Here is a 14,168-nt window from a genome sequence, read left to right on the forward strand (position 1 = left end):
AGAATGCCCCCGCATGGCCGATGCCGTACGCCTCAAGGACGGGACGGCTGTGATCATCAGGAGATAGGCCGCTATTTCCTTAGAAAGAAAGGCGCGGGACTGTGCAGGTCATGCCGGCTTTGCGCCAATCGGCCATCGTGCCGAGGCGTATCGCCGACCCGAAAAGCGACCGTTCCAGCGGCGCGCGTCGACCGTTGAAAAAAGTTTGCGGAACCCTGTCGATTTCCGACACGCTGGTTCGTCGTTCCGATGAGACGTCAAAAGGGCGGGCTCAAACCAGGAGACAGACGATGCGTGTGATGGTGTTCGTGAAAACCACCGGGGACAGCGAAAACGGCATGGCGCCCACGCCCGAGGCGCTCGAGGCGTTCGCGGCGATGGACGCGTTCACCGAGGAGCTGGTCAAGGCCGGCGTGTTCGTGGCCGGCGCCGGTCTCAAACCCGGCGCGCAGAGCAAGCGCATCCTCTACAACGGTCCCGACCGCACGGTCATCGACGGGCCGTTCGCCGAGACCCGCGAGCTGGTCGCCGGCTTCTCGATCTGGGAGGTCCGGGACATGGACGAGGCCGTGGCCTGGGCCAGGCGCTGCCCCAATCCGGCCGCGGGCCAGAGCGAGGTCGAGATCCGGCCGTTCTTCGAGGCAGCGGACCTGGCCGGGTTCGTATCACCCGAGGAACTCGCCGCGCCGCGCGACGGGGAACGGGGAAAGCTGGGTGTCGCCTGATTGGCGCAATGCCGACTTTTCGATGTTTCATGCCACCATTGGAGTTCGACCATGACGATTACCATCACCGCCTTTGAACGATCGCCCGACGGCGGCAAGGGGCTGGCGCGCGACACGCGCGTTCGCTGGGCGCTCGAGGAAACGAACCAGCCTTACGACGTCCGCCTCGTGTCCTTCGCCGCGATGAAGGAACCTGCACATCTGGCACTTCATCCCTTCGGCCAGATACCGACTTATGAGGAAGGCGATCTCGCGCTGTTCGAAACGGGCGCGATCGTGTTCCATATCGCGCAGCAGCATGCCTGCCTGCTGCCGGAGGATCCCGCTGCCCGCGCGCGCGCGACGACATGGATGTTCGCCGCTCTCAACACGGTGGAGCCGCCGATCCTCGACCTCACGATCGCCAGGATCGTCGAGGCCGACAAACCCTGGAGCCAGGCGCGCCTGCCGCTGGTCGCCGAGCGTATCCGCACCCGGCTGAACCAGCTTTCGGCCCGCCTGGGCGATGCCGACTGGCTCGACGGCGCGTTCAGCGCAGCCGACCTGCTGATGGTGTCGGTCCTGCTCCGATTGAGAATGTCGGGCATTCTGGACGAGTATCCGACCCTGGCGGCCTATGTCGCCCGCGGCGAGGCGCGTCCCGCCTACCAGCGGGCGTTTGGCGCACAACTGACCGTCAACGCCGCCGCGCCCATGGCGGGCTGACGAGAGCGACCGCCGGCGGGCCGCAAGCGAGGGCAGGCGTGGAGCCTTTCGCGCGGCAGGATGACGGCGCCGGGGTCTTGTCGCTCAAGAGCGGCGAGCCCCGGCATCGTGTGGTTCAGCGTGACCGGCCTGGCGGAAAGCCGGTTCGCTGCGCGCGGCGACATCCGCCCCCGCGTCACCCGGCCCCCGCAAGGGCAGCGCGCGCCGCACGCAGCACCGCGCGCTTCGCGGCGAAGCTGGGGGCCGGCCCCTGTGCGGGAGACGTCTCGCTCAACATGCGCGAGGCCACTTTCTTGAGTTCATCAGGATTTGGCGGCCGCGCCTCGCAGATGCACCCGGCGAGTGCCGGATAGCGCCGGAACGTCAGGGAAGCGGCGGGGAGGTGGTCGATCGGCCTGGCCTCGGGCTGCCCGGCCGGCCCATCGCGAGCCGGATCGAGCCGATGCGCGCGCCAGGCCAGCCCTTCCCGACAAAAGGGCACAACCGCCAGACTCGCGAAGATCACGGTCATGACCAGAAATTCGCTGTTCGGCAGCCGGCCGGCCAGGGCCAGAGCCGCGGGGACCAGCACGAACGGCGGTCCCCATTCGGGGTGGTTCACCAACCTGAAGCCGGACCAGAGCAGCCAGCAGCAGAAGAAGCCGGCCACCATGCTGCCGAGTATCAGCCCAATCGAGTCAAGAATGATCAGGATCACGTGCACGGCACCGACTCCTCTCAAGCCATATATATCGTAATACGATATATATGGCAATCAGCCAGGTGCCTGGCGATCAGACGAACGTGTCGAGCAAAGTCTTCAGCAAAGGCCGCAGCCGAACGATTTCCTCGCGGTGGATGGTCGACAGATGTTCCAGCAATTCCCGCGCTTTCGGCGTCAGTTCGACCACCGCCTGACGCCCGTCGACCGGTGACGGCTTCCTCGCCACGAACCCCAGTGCCTCCAGCCGAACGACAAGACCCGACGCACTGTGCGGCTTCAGGATCAGGCGCTCCGCAACATGACCGACAGTGACCGGCTTCGTGCCGGCACCGCGGATCGCGAGCAGCACCTGATGTTGCTGCGGCGTGAGACCATATTCGGCGACCCGGACCTCGCTGAACGCCTGGAATGCGCGGAGCGCGTGGCGGAAATCCGCGAGCGCGGCATAATCGGCATCCGTCAGTTCTTCCATGTCCGGCATTCTTCATCTCGCAATTGAACTATATCGCATTACGATATAACTGGCCGCCAAACCACCGGACGACACCATGGCCGCGCCACTGATCAGCAAGACCCACGCCCGTCAATTACGCGATCACAGCGCGGATTGGCGAATGATGATCCTCGCCGCGGCCGGGCTGGTCATCGGCGCGGCGGCGGCATGCGCGGCATGGGTACTGCTGAAACTGATCGCGCTGGCCACCAATTTTTTCTGGTTCGGTCGCCTGTCCGTCGCAAGCGTCGATCCGATCGATGCCCATGTCGGTCTTGCGGTCGTCGTCATCCCGGTGATCGGCGGCCTGATGATCGGACTGATGGCCCGGTTCGGCTCCGACAAGATCAAGGGCCATGGCATCCCCGAGGCGATCGAGGCGATCCTGTACGGCGAGAGCCGGTTGTCGTTGAAGGTGGCGATCCTGAAACCCTTGTCTTCCGCGATTTCGATCGGCAGCGGCGGGCCATTCGGTGCGGAAGGACCGATCATCATGACCGGGGGCGCGATCGGTTCATTGTTCGCGCAATGCTTCAGGCTGAGTGCCGCCGAACGCAAGACCCTGCTCGTGGCCGGGGCCGCCGCGGGGATGACCGGCATTTTCGGTACGCCCCTGGCCGCCATTCTGCTGGCGATCGAAGTCCTGTTGTTCGAATGGAAGCCGCGCAGCTTCGTGCCGGTGGTCATCGCCGTGCTGACCTCGCTGGGTGTGCGTCCGTTTCTGCTGGGGGCGGGGCCATTGTTCCCGTTCATCGCCGCGCCCATGCCGGTGTGGTGGCAGACCGGGGGACTTTCTCTCGGCCTCGGCGTGATCCTGGGTGTCGAGGCCGCATTGCTGTCATGGCTCCTCTACCGGGCCGAAGATCTTTTCCACCGCCTGCCGGTCCATTGGATGTGGTGGCCGGCGATCGGCGGCGTGGTTGTCGGATTGGGCGGGCTGATCGACGCGCATGTGCTCGGTGCCGGCTATTCGAACATTCAGGCATTGCTCGACGGTTCGCTGACCGCTCGCATCGTGCTGGCGCTGTTGGTGGTCAAGGCGACCGTCTGGCTGGTGGCGCTGGGATCGGGAACCTCGGGCGGCGTGCTGGCACCGTTACTGATCCTTGGCGGCGCCCTTGGAGCATTGGTCGGCCAGTTCCTGCCGGGGCCGATCGGCTTCTGGGCGCTGGTCGGCATGGCCGGGATCATGAGCGGGGCGATGCGTGCGCCGCTGACCGGCGCGATCTTCGCGGTCGAAGTGACCGGGCATTTCGATGCCCTGCCGTCGACGATCGCGGCATCGGCCGGCGCCTATGCGATCAGCGTGCTGATCATGCGGCGCTCGATCCTGACCGAGAAGATCGCCCGCCGCGGCCGCCATATCCTGCAGGAATACACGGTCGATCCGCTGGAGTTCCTGCAAGCGGCGCAAGTAATGACCGCCGGTCCGGACACGCTGCCCGGCGACATGTCGATCCGCGAGGCGGTCGGCTATTTCACCGAAACCGCCACCCATCGCAGCTATCCGGTGGTCGACCGCGATGGCCGGCTGCTCGCAATGGTGTCGCGCTCCGACGCCTTGCGCTGGCAGGTCGACGGCGATTTGCGTGAAACGTCGCTGGTCGAGGCGCTGTCCGACGCATCGCAACCCTTCGCCTATCCGGATTCGCCAATCGGTGAGGTCGCCGATCTCATGGTCGAAACGGGGATTGGCCGGATTCCCATCGTCAATGCCGAGACGAGCCGGGTGGTGGGCATATTGTCGCGCCACGACCTGCTGAAAGCGCGAAGCACCGGGAGGCGTGCCGAGCAGGATCGGCATCGCGGCGGCGCATGAGCGGGGCAACGGGGCGCGCGCAACAGCCCCGGCTTCGAGATGCGGAGCGTAGGGGATTACAGGTGCCTTACCGTAATTCCCGGCAGCGGGCTGCCTGAGCGGCCGGATCAATCAGCGCGATGCGAAGCGATCGTCGCGTTGCGCGAGTCTGCGTCATGGCCGCTCTTGTCGCTGTAAAAGGCGAGGGCGAACAATCCGCAGCCAAGCGTGACCGAGCCGAACACTCCGGCGGCGGTTGCCGTCACGACCACGATCGTCATGGGCAGGAAAAGCGACGTATACCAGAGCGCCCCGGCGACCATCACGATCGCCGATGCGAGGATGAGGACCATGGTCCGCTTCAGGTCGCGGCGGGCGGTCGTTTCGCGGTTTTTCATGGAGACGAGATAGCCGGTCGGCATGCGAACCGCCATTGGACATAATGTCCCATCGCATGCCGTCGGCTTGGCGTGACCGGCTAGCCCTCCGGCGCTTCACGTGTGATCGAGCCGTCGGTGCCGGGTTGGAAGAAGCTGATCCCGGTGGCCCCGGGACGGCCGACCGCGACGAGATAAAGTTGTCCGTCGGCCAGCGGAGCGGCCGAACCGCGCTGGGTAAAGCCGGCTGGCACCCTGGCATATTGGAAATGGCTGACGCAGGTCGTCCGATCGGCTGAATCGATCAGCCAGACGGGGTTCTTGCGGTCGCTGACCGCATATACCGTCAGCCGATCGATACAGGGCGGCCGGGTCGCGGGAACCGAGAATTCGACTAACCCCTGGCGGGACGTTACCGCCACGGCGATGTCGGACTGACACCCGGTTAGCGGCGCGGCTGCGCAGAGCAGAAGAGCGGCAAGGCCAGCGCGCGTCATCGTTTCATTGTCCGAGGATCCCGGTCCCGCGCAGCTTGGTGCGAAGCTGCTGGATCAGCGCCGGGGTCCGGCTCCCGGGCGGCAGCGCCATTTGCCGGCCATAGTCCCCGACCATCGCCGCCTGACCCTCCAGCATCTCGTCGTCATAATTGCGGGTGCGCGAGCCATAATCGTACATCTTGTTCGCGTCATAGCCGCTCTGGTGGAATTCGCGGGCGTACCGCGCGCCGAATGCCGTGAAGCCGAGCCGCGTATATTGGATGACATGGGTATATTCGTGGAGCAGCATCTCCACCCCTTCCGGATTGGACGACAAGTCGCTGCCGCCGCGCGCGCGATAGACCTCCGGCTTCATATAGATCGTATTGCCGATGGTGATCGCGGGGTTGCCGTTGCGAAACGCCGCCGCGGCTGCCGGCTGATTGCCCGCGCCGGGCACGATGCGGACCTGGCCGGGCGACACCGGCTGTGCGCCGAATGCCTGGTTGACCAGTACAACCTCATTCGGCGCGAGCGGCCGGGCAGAGGGGCCGCGGCCGGCATCGGCGACGGTGTTTGCGACGCCATGCGGCATCCGGCCCAGCACCGACGTCACATAGTCGATGGTGTCGGACACGTCCCGCATCCGGCGGCGTACGGCCCGGCCCGCGGCCTGTTGTACCTCGGTGATCGCGCGGTCGAGTGCGCGCGCCGCGGCGCGGCTCAGATAGCGGCGGACGCCGTCAAATGGGTCGGGGAAATCAGGGGGCATCGCCATTCTCCCGTTAGCATTGCGAGGCTAACGCGCGATGTCGCAGATTGGAACCCCAAGGAAATGCGCGCGACAGGGAGGAGCGGCAATTGCGCTGGGAGCTATGCGGCATTGCGGATCTACCGTCTGAAGCTGTCGGTCTGCGCCGTGATCCAGTCGGCGAGCTGCAGGACTGCGGCGCGTGCTTCATCGCGATGCAATACGAGATAATGCCACGCAGGACCGACGATCGTGCGAGCAAAGGGCTGCACCAGTGCGCCCTGTTCCAGCAATGATGCGAACAAGGTCGGCGAGAGCAGTGCCACGCCGGCCCCGTCAACAGCGGCCAGGGCGTCGAGGTCATGGGTGGGATAGTCGATTGCCGCAAACTGCAGCGCCGGCGGAGACAGGTTGCCTTCGGCGAACCATCGTTGCCAATCGTCGTGCGGCAAAAGCGGCAGGTCGGCGAGTTGCTCGGGCCGATCGAGTGACGCGCCCGCGCGGAGGGCGGGGCTGAGCATGGGTGCTGCGTCTACCGGCATCAGCCGCACGGTCTCGAGGTCCGCCCAGTCGCCAAGCCCGGTCCGGATCGCGAGATCGAACGCGCCGCGCCCGCGCACTTCCGCCGTTGCCTCCAGCCGGATCGGCACGGCGCCGGGCAATGCATGATAGGCGGCGAGCCGGGGTGACAGCCAGCGCGCCGCAAAGCTTGGCGGTGCGCTGAGCCGCAAGGCTTGTGTGGTGCGGGCGCATGTATCGACCGCCGCCCGCATCCGCCCCAGCGCATCGCCGATGCGCCCCGCCATGACTCGTCCGGCGTCGGTCGCGATGACCCGGGGACCGGCACGCACGAACAGCGTCACCCCCATATCGGCCTCGAGGTCGCGGATGCGCAGGCTGACCGCACTTGGCGTGACGCCCAGCTCGGCAGCCGCACGAGTGAAGCTGGCATTGCGTACGCACGCCTCGAAAACGCGAAGCGATTCAAGCGAAGGAGGGCGGCGCTGCACGATCGATATTAAGCACAGCTCAACATGAGGAGGGGAAGATTGCGCGTTATGCCCGACGGGCCGCCGCGTGCGAAAAATAGGCCTTGCCAGTCCTGGAGATTCCCCATGTCCGAGTTGAAGCATCGCCATCTTTTCGACCTGATGATCGCCCTTCATCCCACCCTGGAGCTTGGTACGACGCCGGTTGGCGTCCGCCGCGTGTTCCCGGTCGCCGGCGGACGCTTCACTGGCGAGCGGCTGCGCGGTGTGATTTCGCCGTTCGCCGGTTCCGATATCCTGCTGGTCCGCGCGGATGGGTCGCGCGAGCAGGATGTCCGGCTGATCCTTGAAACCGATGACGGCGCGCAGATCATCATGACCTACCGTGGCCGGGGCTATAGTCCACCCGAAGCGACACGCGCCGGCACGGCGGCGGGGCCGGCGGGAGATTATCTCCGGACGGCACCCTTTTTCGAGACCGCGTCAGCGGACTATGCCTGGCTCAACCGGATCACCTCGATTGGCGTCGGCGAGCGCCAGCCGGACGGGACCGTGCGCTACGCGGTTCATGAGATTTTGTAGCCGGGCATGATGCGCCCGTGCCACCTCGCTTCAGTCTTCAAGCACCCTGAATCCGCGCAACGCCCATTGCCGTGTCGACAGACAGGTCCGGCGCTTTAGCGTCGCGTTGATCACCGCCTCGCCATTGGCATGTGGCGTGAGGCAGATCCTGCGGGGGCCCGACATATTGCTCTGGGTCGAGACGATGACGCGCGTCGTGTTCGTGGCCGGCCGTGCGACGACGGGCAGGGCGGCGCTTGCCGCGGCGATCGCGGCGACACATGCAAGCGATTGGCGGGTAGTGACCATGGATATCTCCTGTTGCGATGACAGGCCGGATCGGCCCACATCGCGGCAACAGGTGCATTAGTCGTGCCATACAGTGGAATTGCTTTATTTCAATGGCTTATGCAGACGCTGCGCATCGAGCACGTGTCGGATTACGCCAACAGATCGCCATTCCCACCAGCTTTTGGTCACTGCCATGCCTGCAATCGGATTTGACCCGCTACGGAGGGAAGGCCATTCAGGGGCATGCGGCTCTAAAGATCGCGCAGCAGCTTCAGTCCCTGTTTCGGCGGCAAGGCCAGCGCGGTTTCGGCCAGCGCGATATACGCCTCGCAGCGGCTTTTGGCGGTACCGCCGGCATTGAGCGATTTGACGAACAGGTCGCGGGACAGGCCGGCGCGCTTCGTCGCTGCGTCGATCACCGGCCCGGCGATGCTGAACTTGCCGTCCCCGTTCTTCGGCTGCGGATCGCCGTTGGTTTCCAGCAATGTCCGGCCGATCATGTCTCTTTGTCGGTCGATCAGCGCGGACGACTGCCACAGCACCGGCACATTGCCGCTGTTGAGGAAATCCTCGCACGCTTCCCAGCCATGTCCACGCATGACCTTTGCCTTTTCGAGCCAGAGACGCCGATGCTCGGCGAGCAGGTCGTAGCCGGCTCGAGTCTGTCCGCTGATATAGCGATCGAACAACAGGGTGCGTGTGTCCCTGGCGAAGACGAAGCGCGGGTTGCGGTTCTCCTGCGCCAGGCGCCAGTTGGTCGCGAGCTGGCTGTGGAGCTTGGGATTGCGCTGCTCGAGCGCCTTCATGGTCAGCGCGGAGCCGCCCAGGTCGGTCAGGATGGCGTCGAGATCGATATCCCTGTCGATCAGCGGATCGGTCACGGGCAGCGTGGTGGCGAGGCCGACCGGGACTGACGACGGGTTCGAACGGTTGTCGTTGGAGACCCTGCCGAGCGAACTGATGATCATCAGCGCGATCCAGATGCCGAATCCCCAGAGGCGCCAATTGCCGGCGAGGTCGGTGACCTGTGGCGTTTCCCACAGCGACACGCGATAGGTATCGAACATGTCCTCCAGATCGGGATGCTCCCGGCGCACCTTGGCGAGCAGCGTGCGGACCGTTCCACCGCTGACGCGAAAGCCCTTCCGGCTGTTCTCTTGCGCGGGTGTGGTCAGTTCGCGCCATGCCCGGCCAAGGGGATGCCCCGGCTCTCGTACCTGCGCGACGAATTCCAGCGAATCGTGCCGTGCGACGATCGCTGCGACAGCCGGCGGCTGGTCGATGCGGCCGCGTGTGTCGATCCAGCCGAATGCCGTCATGACCGTATCGAGGATCGGGTCGGACCGCGGGATCGACTGTGCAACGACATTGGCGAACCAGCGGTCGGCATCGGCGCGAAAGGCGATTTCCTCCATGCGCGGGTCAGCGAGCAGCACCGCGACATGGTCGCGCAGTGCGAGCAGGTCGGGACCCTGCAAATGGAAATGGCGCCGTTCGTCCTGCGGGAAGAGCAGTCCAAGCACGGCATTGTAGCGCTGGTCCATCGCGAAGGCGAAGCCCGGCGGCAGGCCGTTGATGGGCTGGAGCGGCGCCGCCGCGCCCAGGTCGAGAACCGGCGGCGTCAGCGTGACCTCGGCCAGCGGGAGAGTCCGTTCCTCGGCTGCCGCTACCGGTTCCGATGGTGCAGGCCGGAAGTCGCCCTCCGGCGCGATCGGTGTGATCGTGATCGGTGTGTCCGGTGGCAGTACGCCCGACAAGGTCGGGGCGCTGAGTTCCGCCCCGAAATCGGGCAGCGGAATCGTGATGCCGAGGGAGAGTGGCTCCTCGACCTCATTCCCCGGATCGTCGGTCTCGTCGTCGTCCGATATTTCGGGCTGTGGCTGGCGGGCATGAGCGAGCGCGGCATCGCGTGCGTCGCGCAGGGCGGCGTAGCGTGCCGGATCGTCGTCGATCTCGAACGATTTCAGCGCCCGTGCATACGCGGCGCGGATCGCCGATATATCGCTGGTCTTCGCGATGCCGAGCGTCCGCCAGATGCCGTAGAGGCGGCTCATAGATAGCGATCGCCCTCGAGCTGATTGAGCGCATCCTCGAACTGAGCGCGGGCCGAATCGATCACGCGCGGGTCCTGCCCGTCAAGCGCCGCCTCGAACTGCGCGGTCCATTTCCCGACCATGTCGCGGCGCTCGCCGATAAAGCTTTCGTAACAGCGCGCCGCGCGGGCCAGCACCGCCATGTTATGGCTGTCCTCGCGGGGGTGGCGCTTCAGCGCGGCGAGCACCTTGCGCCGAGCCTCGACTTCCTTCGCATTGGGCGCTTCGTCATCGTCCATGAGCACCAGGTTGCGGACCAGGCCGGACGCCGGGACGCTGATATCGACCTCAAGCAGGCCGCTGGTGTCGTAACTGAAGCGGCATTCGACATGGACATGGCCAGCGGGCGCTGGCGGCACCGGCACCTTGATCGAACCAAGCTTGACGTTGCCCTGCACTTCGCGTGCCTCGCCCTGATAAATGCCGAATTCGACGTTGCGCTGATTGTCGGACAGGGTGGAATAATAGCTCACCCGGCTCGCCGGAATCGGCGTGTTGCGTTCGATGATCGGGGAGAACAGGCCGTGGCGGAATCCGCCGCGACCGTCCGGTGCGCTGTTGTCGACGCCGAGCGTGAACGGGCAGACGTCGGTGAGGCGGATTTCCTCCAGATCGGCGTCGCGCGACTTGAGCCCGCCCTGCACCGCAGCGCCCAGCGCGACGGCGTGATCGGGATGGACCGCGGCATTGGGAAAGCGGCCGAACATGCGGGTGATCGTCTTGCGCACGATCGGCATGCGGGTCGCGCCACCGACCAGGATCACTTCGCTCAGCGTCTCGACGCGGATGTCGCTGTCGCGCAACGAGCGCAGCACCGGATCGCGCAGCTTGGCCAGCAACGGCGCAGCCTGCGCCTCGAACTCGCCCGCGGTGACAGTGGTGGCAAACTGGCGGTCGCCCGAGGTGATGGTGAAGCTCGCTTCCTCCTGTTCGCTCAAGGTCCGGCGGCAGCGTTCGGCGGCAGCGCGGAGCAGTTCGTGCAGCACCAGCGGGTCGACCTCGGCCAGACGGCCTTCGGGATCGATGCGCGGACGAGCGACCTCGATGATCGTATCGTTGAAATCCTCGCCGCCCAGCCGGTTGTCGCCGGCCGAGGCGCGCACCTCGATCACGCCGTCGAAGATCTCGACGATCGATACGTCGAAGGTGCCCCCGCCCAGGTCGAACACGAGGAACGGCTCTTTCTCGGAACGATCCTGGATGCCGTAAGCGAGCGCGGCGGCGGTCGGCTCGTTGATCAGCCGCTCGACGGTCAGGCCGGCAAGCTCGCCCGCGCGGCGCGTCGCCTTGCGCTGGCGGTCGTTGAAATAGGCCGGGACGGTGATCACCGCGCTGGTCACAGGCTCGCCGAGAAAGGCTTCTGCATCGGCCTTGAGGCTGGACAGGACGATCGCCGACAGGTCCTCGGCGGTGAAGGTCTTGCCCGCCAGCGTGACGGTCTGGCGCGTGCCCATCCAGCGCTTGAACGCGGTGACGGTCGAGGTCGGATGGGTCGACTGGCGCTCGCGCGCGGTCATGCCCACGATCACCGCGCCGCCGTCGTCGATCGCGACCGCCGATGGGGTCAGCAGGTCGCCCAGCGCATTGGGCACGAGCTGAGCCGTGCCATCGCGCCAGATGCCGATCGCGCTGTTGGTCGTTCCAAGATCGATTCCGACGATCATCGGTGTCTGTCCCCCCAATTGGTGCGACGGGCGATAATTGGTTCGCGGCCCGGATGCCAGCGGCTGGGTAAGCGGGGCGCGAAAATCTGTCTCACTTCGCGCACCTGCGGCAAGATCGGATTGGATTGCCCTGCACGAACGGGTGGAGGGAGCGATGCGCAACTAACTGCTGACGGCCCGGCCGGATCGGATTAGGCCGGTGCCGCAACCGCAACCGCCAGGACGAGGCCGACCATGTTCCGAATGATGCTGTGGCTGGTGACCCTGATCGCCGGTGTCGCCGTGCCCGCCGCCGCCGCGCCGCCCCCCCGCCAGCACTTGCCGCGCCGCTGGTGCTGGCGGCGGCCAGCCTGCAGGAATCGCTGAGCGCCGCCGCCGATGCCTGGTCGCGCAAGGGACATCCCAAGCCGGTGGTGTCGTTCGCTGCGTCATCGGCGCTGGCGCGGCAAGTGCTGGCGGGGGCGCCGGCGGATCTTTTCATCTCCGCGGATGAGGAATGGATGGATGCGCTGGCGGCCAAGCGGCTGATCGCGCCCGGCACGCGCGCGTCGTTCCTCGGCAACCGGCTGGTGCTGGTGACGGGGCTGCGCAATGTATCGCGGGTCGACCTGCGCAGCGGCCGTCCGATCGTTGCGGCAGTCGGGGCGGGGCGGCTGGCGATGGCCGATCCGGACTCGGTGCCGGCGGGGCGGTATGGCCGCGCGGCGCTGACCCGGCTCGGCGCCTGGGCCGGGCTTGAACCCAAGGTCGTGCGGGCGGAGAATGTCCGTGCCGCGCTGCTGCTGGTCGAGCGCGACGCGGCGGCGTTCGGGATCGTCTATGCGACCGATGCCCGGGCCTCGGCCAAGGTGCGCGTGGCAGGGGTGTTTCCGGCGGGCAGCCATCCTGCGATCACTTATCCGATCGCGCGGCTGACCGCGTCGAAGAACCCGGAAGCGGAGGGGTTCCGGCGCTTCCTGGTATCGCGTGAGGGCAAGGCGATCTTCGCGAAATACGGGTTCCTGCCGCGTTGATGCGACACCCTTCTTCCGTTCGCCCTGAGCCTGTCGAAGGGCAAGTGCCTCAGGGGAGAATCGATATGAGGCACGCAGTGCTTCGACAGGCTCAGCACGAACGGGGGAAGGAGTGGGCATCGCCATGCTGACGCCGGATGAATGGGCGATCGTCGCCTTGTCGTTGCAGGTCGGTGGCGTGGCGATGCTGGCAACATTGCCGATCGCCTTTGCACTGGCATGGATTCTCGCGCGCACGGTATTTCCCGGCAAGGTCGTGCTCGACGGGCTGATCCACCTGCCGCTGGTGGTGCCGCCGGTGGTGACCGGGTGGCTGCTCCTGCTGGCCTTTGCGCCGGGCGGCCCGATCGGCGGGTGGCTGGAAAGCTGGTTCGGCGTCTCGGTGCTGTTCCGCTGGACCGGCGCGGCGATCGCGGCGGGAGTGATGGCGCTGCCGCTGATGGTACGGGCGATGCGCCTGTCGATCGAAGCGGTCGACCGGCGGCTGGAGGGTACGGCAAGGACGCTGGGTGCGTCGCGCTGGCGGGTGTTCCGCACGATCACGCTGCCGCTGTCGGTGCCGGGCGTGCTGGCGGGCGCAGTGCTTGGCTTTGCCCGGTCGATCGGCGAGTTCGGCGCGACCATCACCTTCGTGTCGAACGTACCGGGCCAGACCCGGACCTTGCCGCTGGCGATCTACAGCGCGCTGCAGCAGCCGGGCGGCGATGCGATGGTGTTGCGGCTGTCGGCGATCTCGGTCGCCTTGTCGCTGGCGGCGCTGATCCTGTCCGAACTGCTCGCGCGGCGCGCGGGAAGGGGGCTGCATGTCCTTTGAGATCCATGTCTCGAAGCGCCTCGGCGACACCCGGATTGCGCTGGAGCTCGACGCGGGCGAGGGCGTCACGGTGCTGTTCGGGCCGTCGGGCGCCGGCAAGACGAGCATTCTCAACATGGTCGCCGGATTGCTGCGGCCCGATTGCGGTACGATCCGCGTCGGGGGTGAGACGCTGACCGACATCGCCGCCGGGATCGACATCGCGCCGGAACATCGCCGGGCTGGTTATGTGTTCCAGGAAGCCCGGCTGTTTCCGCACCTGCGGGTCCGGGCCAATCTGCTGTACGGCGCGAAGGATGCGCCGCTCGACCCGGAGGAGATTGCGTTTCTCGGCATCGGACATCTGCTTGACCGCTGGCCGCGGACATTATCCGGCGGTGAGGCTCGGCGCGTGGCGATCGGGCGGGCCTTGCTCAGCCATCCACGTTTTCTGTTGCTCGACGAACCTTTATCGTCGCTCGATCGGGCACGGCGCGAGGAGGTCATGCAGGCAATCGAGCATGTCCGCGACGTGCTGAAACTGCCGATCCTGCTCGTCACGCACGATGCGGGGGAAGCGGAACGACTGGGGAGCCGTATCGTCGCGATCTAGGACGGTCTCGATCTGCTTCGAAGAGCAGAGGCGCACGAGGGGCACGTCGCTGGTGGCACGGGAACTTCGAGAGCCCCGGATTTCTTCGGTACTATCCTTAGTCGAGCAAGGATGTTTGTGCTC

The 14,168-nt window shown here is 66.2% G+C and carries 16 protein-coding genes; 7 read left to right on the forward strand and 9 right to left on the reverse strand.

The features are described from left to right. Window positions 1-110: 110 nt before the first annotated feature. Together H3Z74_RS24720 and H3Z74_RS04370 are read left to right on the forward strand one after the other, a co-directional pair. The gene (locus H3Z74_RS24720) at window positions 111-725 is read left to right on the forward strand and encodes a YciI family protein (protein ID WP_315443306.1); all 615 of its coding nucleotides are present in this window, start codon (window positions 111-113) and stop codon (window positions 723-725) included. A gap of 51 nt (window positions 726-776) precedes the next feature. After that, on the forward strand, window positions 777-1,430 hold the full coding sequence (locus H3Z74_RS04370; RefSeq protein ID WP_187762761.1) for a glutathione S-transferase family protein: 654 nt from the start codon (window positions 777-779) through the stop codon (window positions 1,428-1,430). A gap of 175 nt (window positions 1,431-1,605) precedes the next feature. Here the strand turns inward: H3Z74_RS04370 and H3Z74_RS04375 are convergent, their stop codons facing one another. After that, entirely contained in the window at window positions 1,606-2,133 is a 528-nt protein-coding gene (locus H3Z74_RS04375) for a hypothetical protein (RefSeq protein WP_187762762.1), read from the reverse strand. Window positions 2,134-2,203: 70 nt separating this feature from the next. After that, the gene (locus tag H3Z74_RS04380; RefSeq protein ID WP_187762763.1) at window positions 2,204-2,605 is read right to left on the reverse strand and encodes a MarR family winged helix-turn-helix transcriptional regulator; all 402 of its coding nucleotides are present in this window, start codon (window positions 2,603-2,605) and stop codon (window positions 2,204-2,206) included. A gap of 142 nt (window positions 2,606-2,747) precedes the next feature. Between H3Z74_RS04380 and H3Z74_RS04385 the strand changes: the two genes are divergently transcribed. After that, a complete protein-coding gene (locus H3Z74_RS04385; RefSeq protein WP_187762764.1) occupies window positions 2,748-4,445 on the forward strand; it encodes a chloride channel protein in 1,698 nt (565 codons plus the stop codon). A gap of 107 nt (window positions 4,446-4,552) precedes the next feature. Here H3Z74_RS04385 and H3Z74_RS04390 read toward each other — a convergent pair whose 3' ends face one another. The 4 genes from H3Z74_RS04390 to H3Z74_RS04405 form a co-directional block, all read right to left on the reverse strand. Beyond that, window positions 4,553-4,822 carry a hypothetical protein gene (locus H3Z74_RS04390; protein WP_229726879.1) on the reverse strand — a complete coding sequence of 90 codons (270 nt, stop codon included), beginning with the start codon at window positions 4,820-4,822 and terminating at the stop codon, window positions 4,553-4,555. Between the two features lie 80 nt (window positions 4,823-4,902). After that, the gene (locus tag H3Z74_RS04395; RefSeq protein ID WP_187762765.1) at window positions 4,903-5,298 is read right to left on the reverse strand and encodes a hypothetical protein; all 396 of its coding nucleotides are present in this window, start codon (window positions 5,296-5,298) and stop codon (window positions 4,903-4,905) included. Between the two features lie 4 nt (window positions 5,299-5,302). Continuing rightward, window positions 5,303-6,055: an eCIS core domain-containing protein gene (locus H3Z74_RS04400; RefSeq protein ID WP_187762766.1), complete on the reverse strand. Its 753-nt coding sequence runs from the start codon at window positions 6,053-6,055 to the stop codon at window positions 5,303-5,305. Window positions 6,056-6,168: 113 nt separating this feature from the next. Beyond that, entirely contained in the window at window positions 6,169-7,038 is an 870-nt protein-coding gene (locus H3Z74_RS04405; protein ID WP_229726880.1) for a LysR family transcriptional regulator, read from the reverse strand. 105 nt (window positions 7,039-7,143) lie between these two features. Between H3Z74_RS04405 and H3Z74_RS04410 the strand changes: the two genes are divergently transcribed. Then, entirely contained in the window at window positions 7,144-7,599 is a 456-nt protein-coding gene (locus tag H3Z74_RS04410; RefSeq protein ID WP_187762767.1) for a DUF3237 domain-containing protein, read from the forward strand. Between the two features lie 30 nt (window positions 7,600-7,629). On the opposite strand, the gene H3Z74_RS04415 is transcribed toward H3Z74_RS04410, so the two are convergent. From H3Z74_RS04415 to H3Z74_RS04425, 3 genes are all read right to left on the reverse strand, one after another. Next, window positions 7,630-7,887: a hypothetical protein gene (locus H3Z74_RS04415; protein WP_187762768.1), complete on the reverse strand. Its 258-nt coding sequence runs from the start codon at window positions 7,885-7,887 to the stop codon at window positions 7,630-7,632. A gap of 233 nt (window positions 7,888-8,120) precedes the next feature. Then, window positions 8,121-9,923: a hypothetical protein gene (locus tag H3Z74_RS04420; RefSeq protein ID WP_187762769.1), complete on the reverse strand. Its 1,803-nt coding sequence runs from the start codon at window positions 9,921-9,923 to the stop codon at window positions 8,121-8,123. Next, complete coding sequence (locus H3Z74_RS04425) at window positions 9,920-11,626, reverse strand: Hsp70 family protein (RefSeq protein ID WP_187762770.1); 1,707 nt, start codon at window positions 11,624-11,626, stop codon at window positions 9,920-9,922. The genes H3Z74_RS04420 and H3Z74_RS04425 overlap by 4 nt, the downstream gene beginning before the upstream one ends. 251 nt (window positions 11,627-11,877) lie before the next feature. On the opposite strand from H3Z74_RS04425, the gene modA reads away from it, so the two are divergent. The 3 genes from modA to H3Z74_RS04440 all read left to right on the forward strand — a co-directional run bounded on the left by modA (window position 11,878) and on the right by H3Z74_RS04440 (window position 14,045). Further along, window positions 11,878-12,639, forward strand: coding sequence for a molybdate ABC transporter substrate-binding protein (gene modA / locus H3Z74_RS04430; protein WP_187762771.1), 762 nt, complete (start codon window positions 11,878-11,880; stop codon window positions 12,637-12,639). Between the two features lie 124 nt (window positions 12,640-12,763). Next, entirely contained in the window at window positions 12,764-13,453 is a 690-nt protein-coding gene (gene modB / locus H3Z74_RS04435; protein ID WP_187762772.1) for a molybdate ABC transporter permease subunit, read from the forward strand. After that, the gene (locus H3Z74_RS04440) at window positions 13,443-14,045 is read left to right on the forward strand and encodes an ATP-binding cassette domain-containing protein (protein WP_187762773.1); all 603 of its coding nucleotides are present in this window, start codon (window positions 13,443-13,445) and stop codon (window positions 14,043-14,045) included. The genes modB and H3Z74_RS04440 overlap by 11 nt, the downstream gene beginning before the upstream one ends. The last annotated feature ends 123 nt before the right edge of the window (window positions 14,046-14,168 follow it).

It is taken from the genome of Sphingomonas alpina (genome assembly GCF_014490665.1).
GTDB lineage: Bacteria > Pseudomonadota > Alphaproteobacteria > Sphingomonadales > Sphingomonadaceae > Sphingomonas > Sphingomonas alpina.

Bases quoted from the DNA above. Each gene is read 5' to 3' on its own strand.
- H3Z74_RS24720 (WP_315443306.1), top strand. From the start codon at position 111: ATGCCGGCTTTGCGCCAATCGGCCATCGTGCCGAGGCGTATCGCCGAC.
- H3Z74_RS04370 (WP_187762761.1), top strand. From the start codon at position 777: ATGACGATTACCATCACCGCCTTTGAACGATCGCCCGACGGCGGCAAG.
- H3Z74_RS04380 (WP_187762763.1), bottom strand. From the start codon at position 2,605: ATGGAAGAACTGACGGATGCCGATTATGCCGCGCTCGCGGATTTCCGC.
- H3Z74_RS04385 (WP_187762764.1), top strand. From the start codon at position 2,748: ATGATGATCCTCGCCGCGGCCGGGCTGGTCATCGGCGCGGCGGCGGCA.
- H3Z74_RS04390 (WP_229726879.1), bottom strand. From the start codon at position 4,822: ATGAAAAACCGCGAAACGACCGCCCGCCGCGACCTGAAGCGGACCATG.
- H3Z74_RS04395 (WP_187762765.1), bottom strand. From the start codon at position 5,298: ATGACGCGCGCTGGCCTTGCCGCTCTTCTGCTCTGCGCAGCCGCGCCG.
- H3Z74_RS04400 (WP_187762766.1), bottom strand. From the start codon at position 6,055: ATGGCGATGCCCCCTGATTTCCCCGACCCATTTGACGGCGTCCGCCGC.
- H3Z74_RS04410 (WP_187762767.1), top strand. From the start codon at position 7,144: ATGTCCGAGTTGAAGCATCGCCATCTTTTCGACCTGATGATCGCCCTT.
- H3Z74_RS04415 (WP_187762768.1), bottom strand. From the start codon at position 7,887: ATGGTCACTACCCGCCAATCGCTTGCATGTGTCGCCGCGATCGCCGCG.
- H3Z74_RS04420 (WP_187762769.1), bottom strand. From the start codon at position 9,923: ATGAGCCGCCTCTACGGCATCTGGCGGACGCTCGGCATCGCGAAGACC.
- H3Z74_RS04425 (WP_187762770.1), bottom strand. From the start codon at position 11,626: ATGATCGTCGGAATCGATCTTGGAACGACCAACAGCGCGATCGGCATC.
- modB (WP_187762772.1), top strand. From the start codon at position 12,764: ATGCTGACGCCGGATGAATGGGCGATCGTCGCCTTGTCGTTGCAGGTC.
- H3Z74_RS04440 (WP_187762773.1), top strand. From the start codon at position 13,443: ATGTCCTTTGAGATCCATGTCTCGAAGCGCCTCGGCGACACCCGGATT.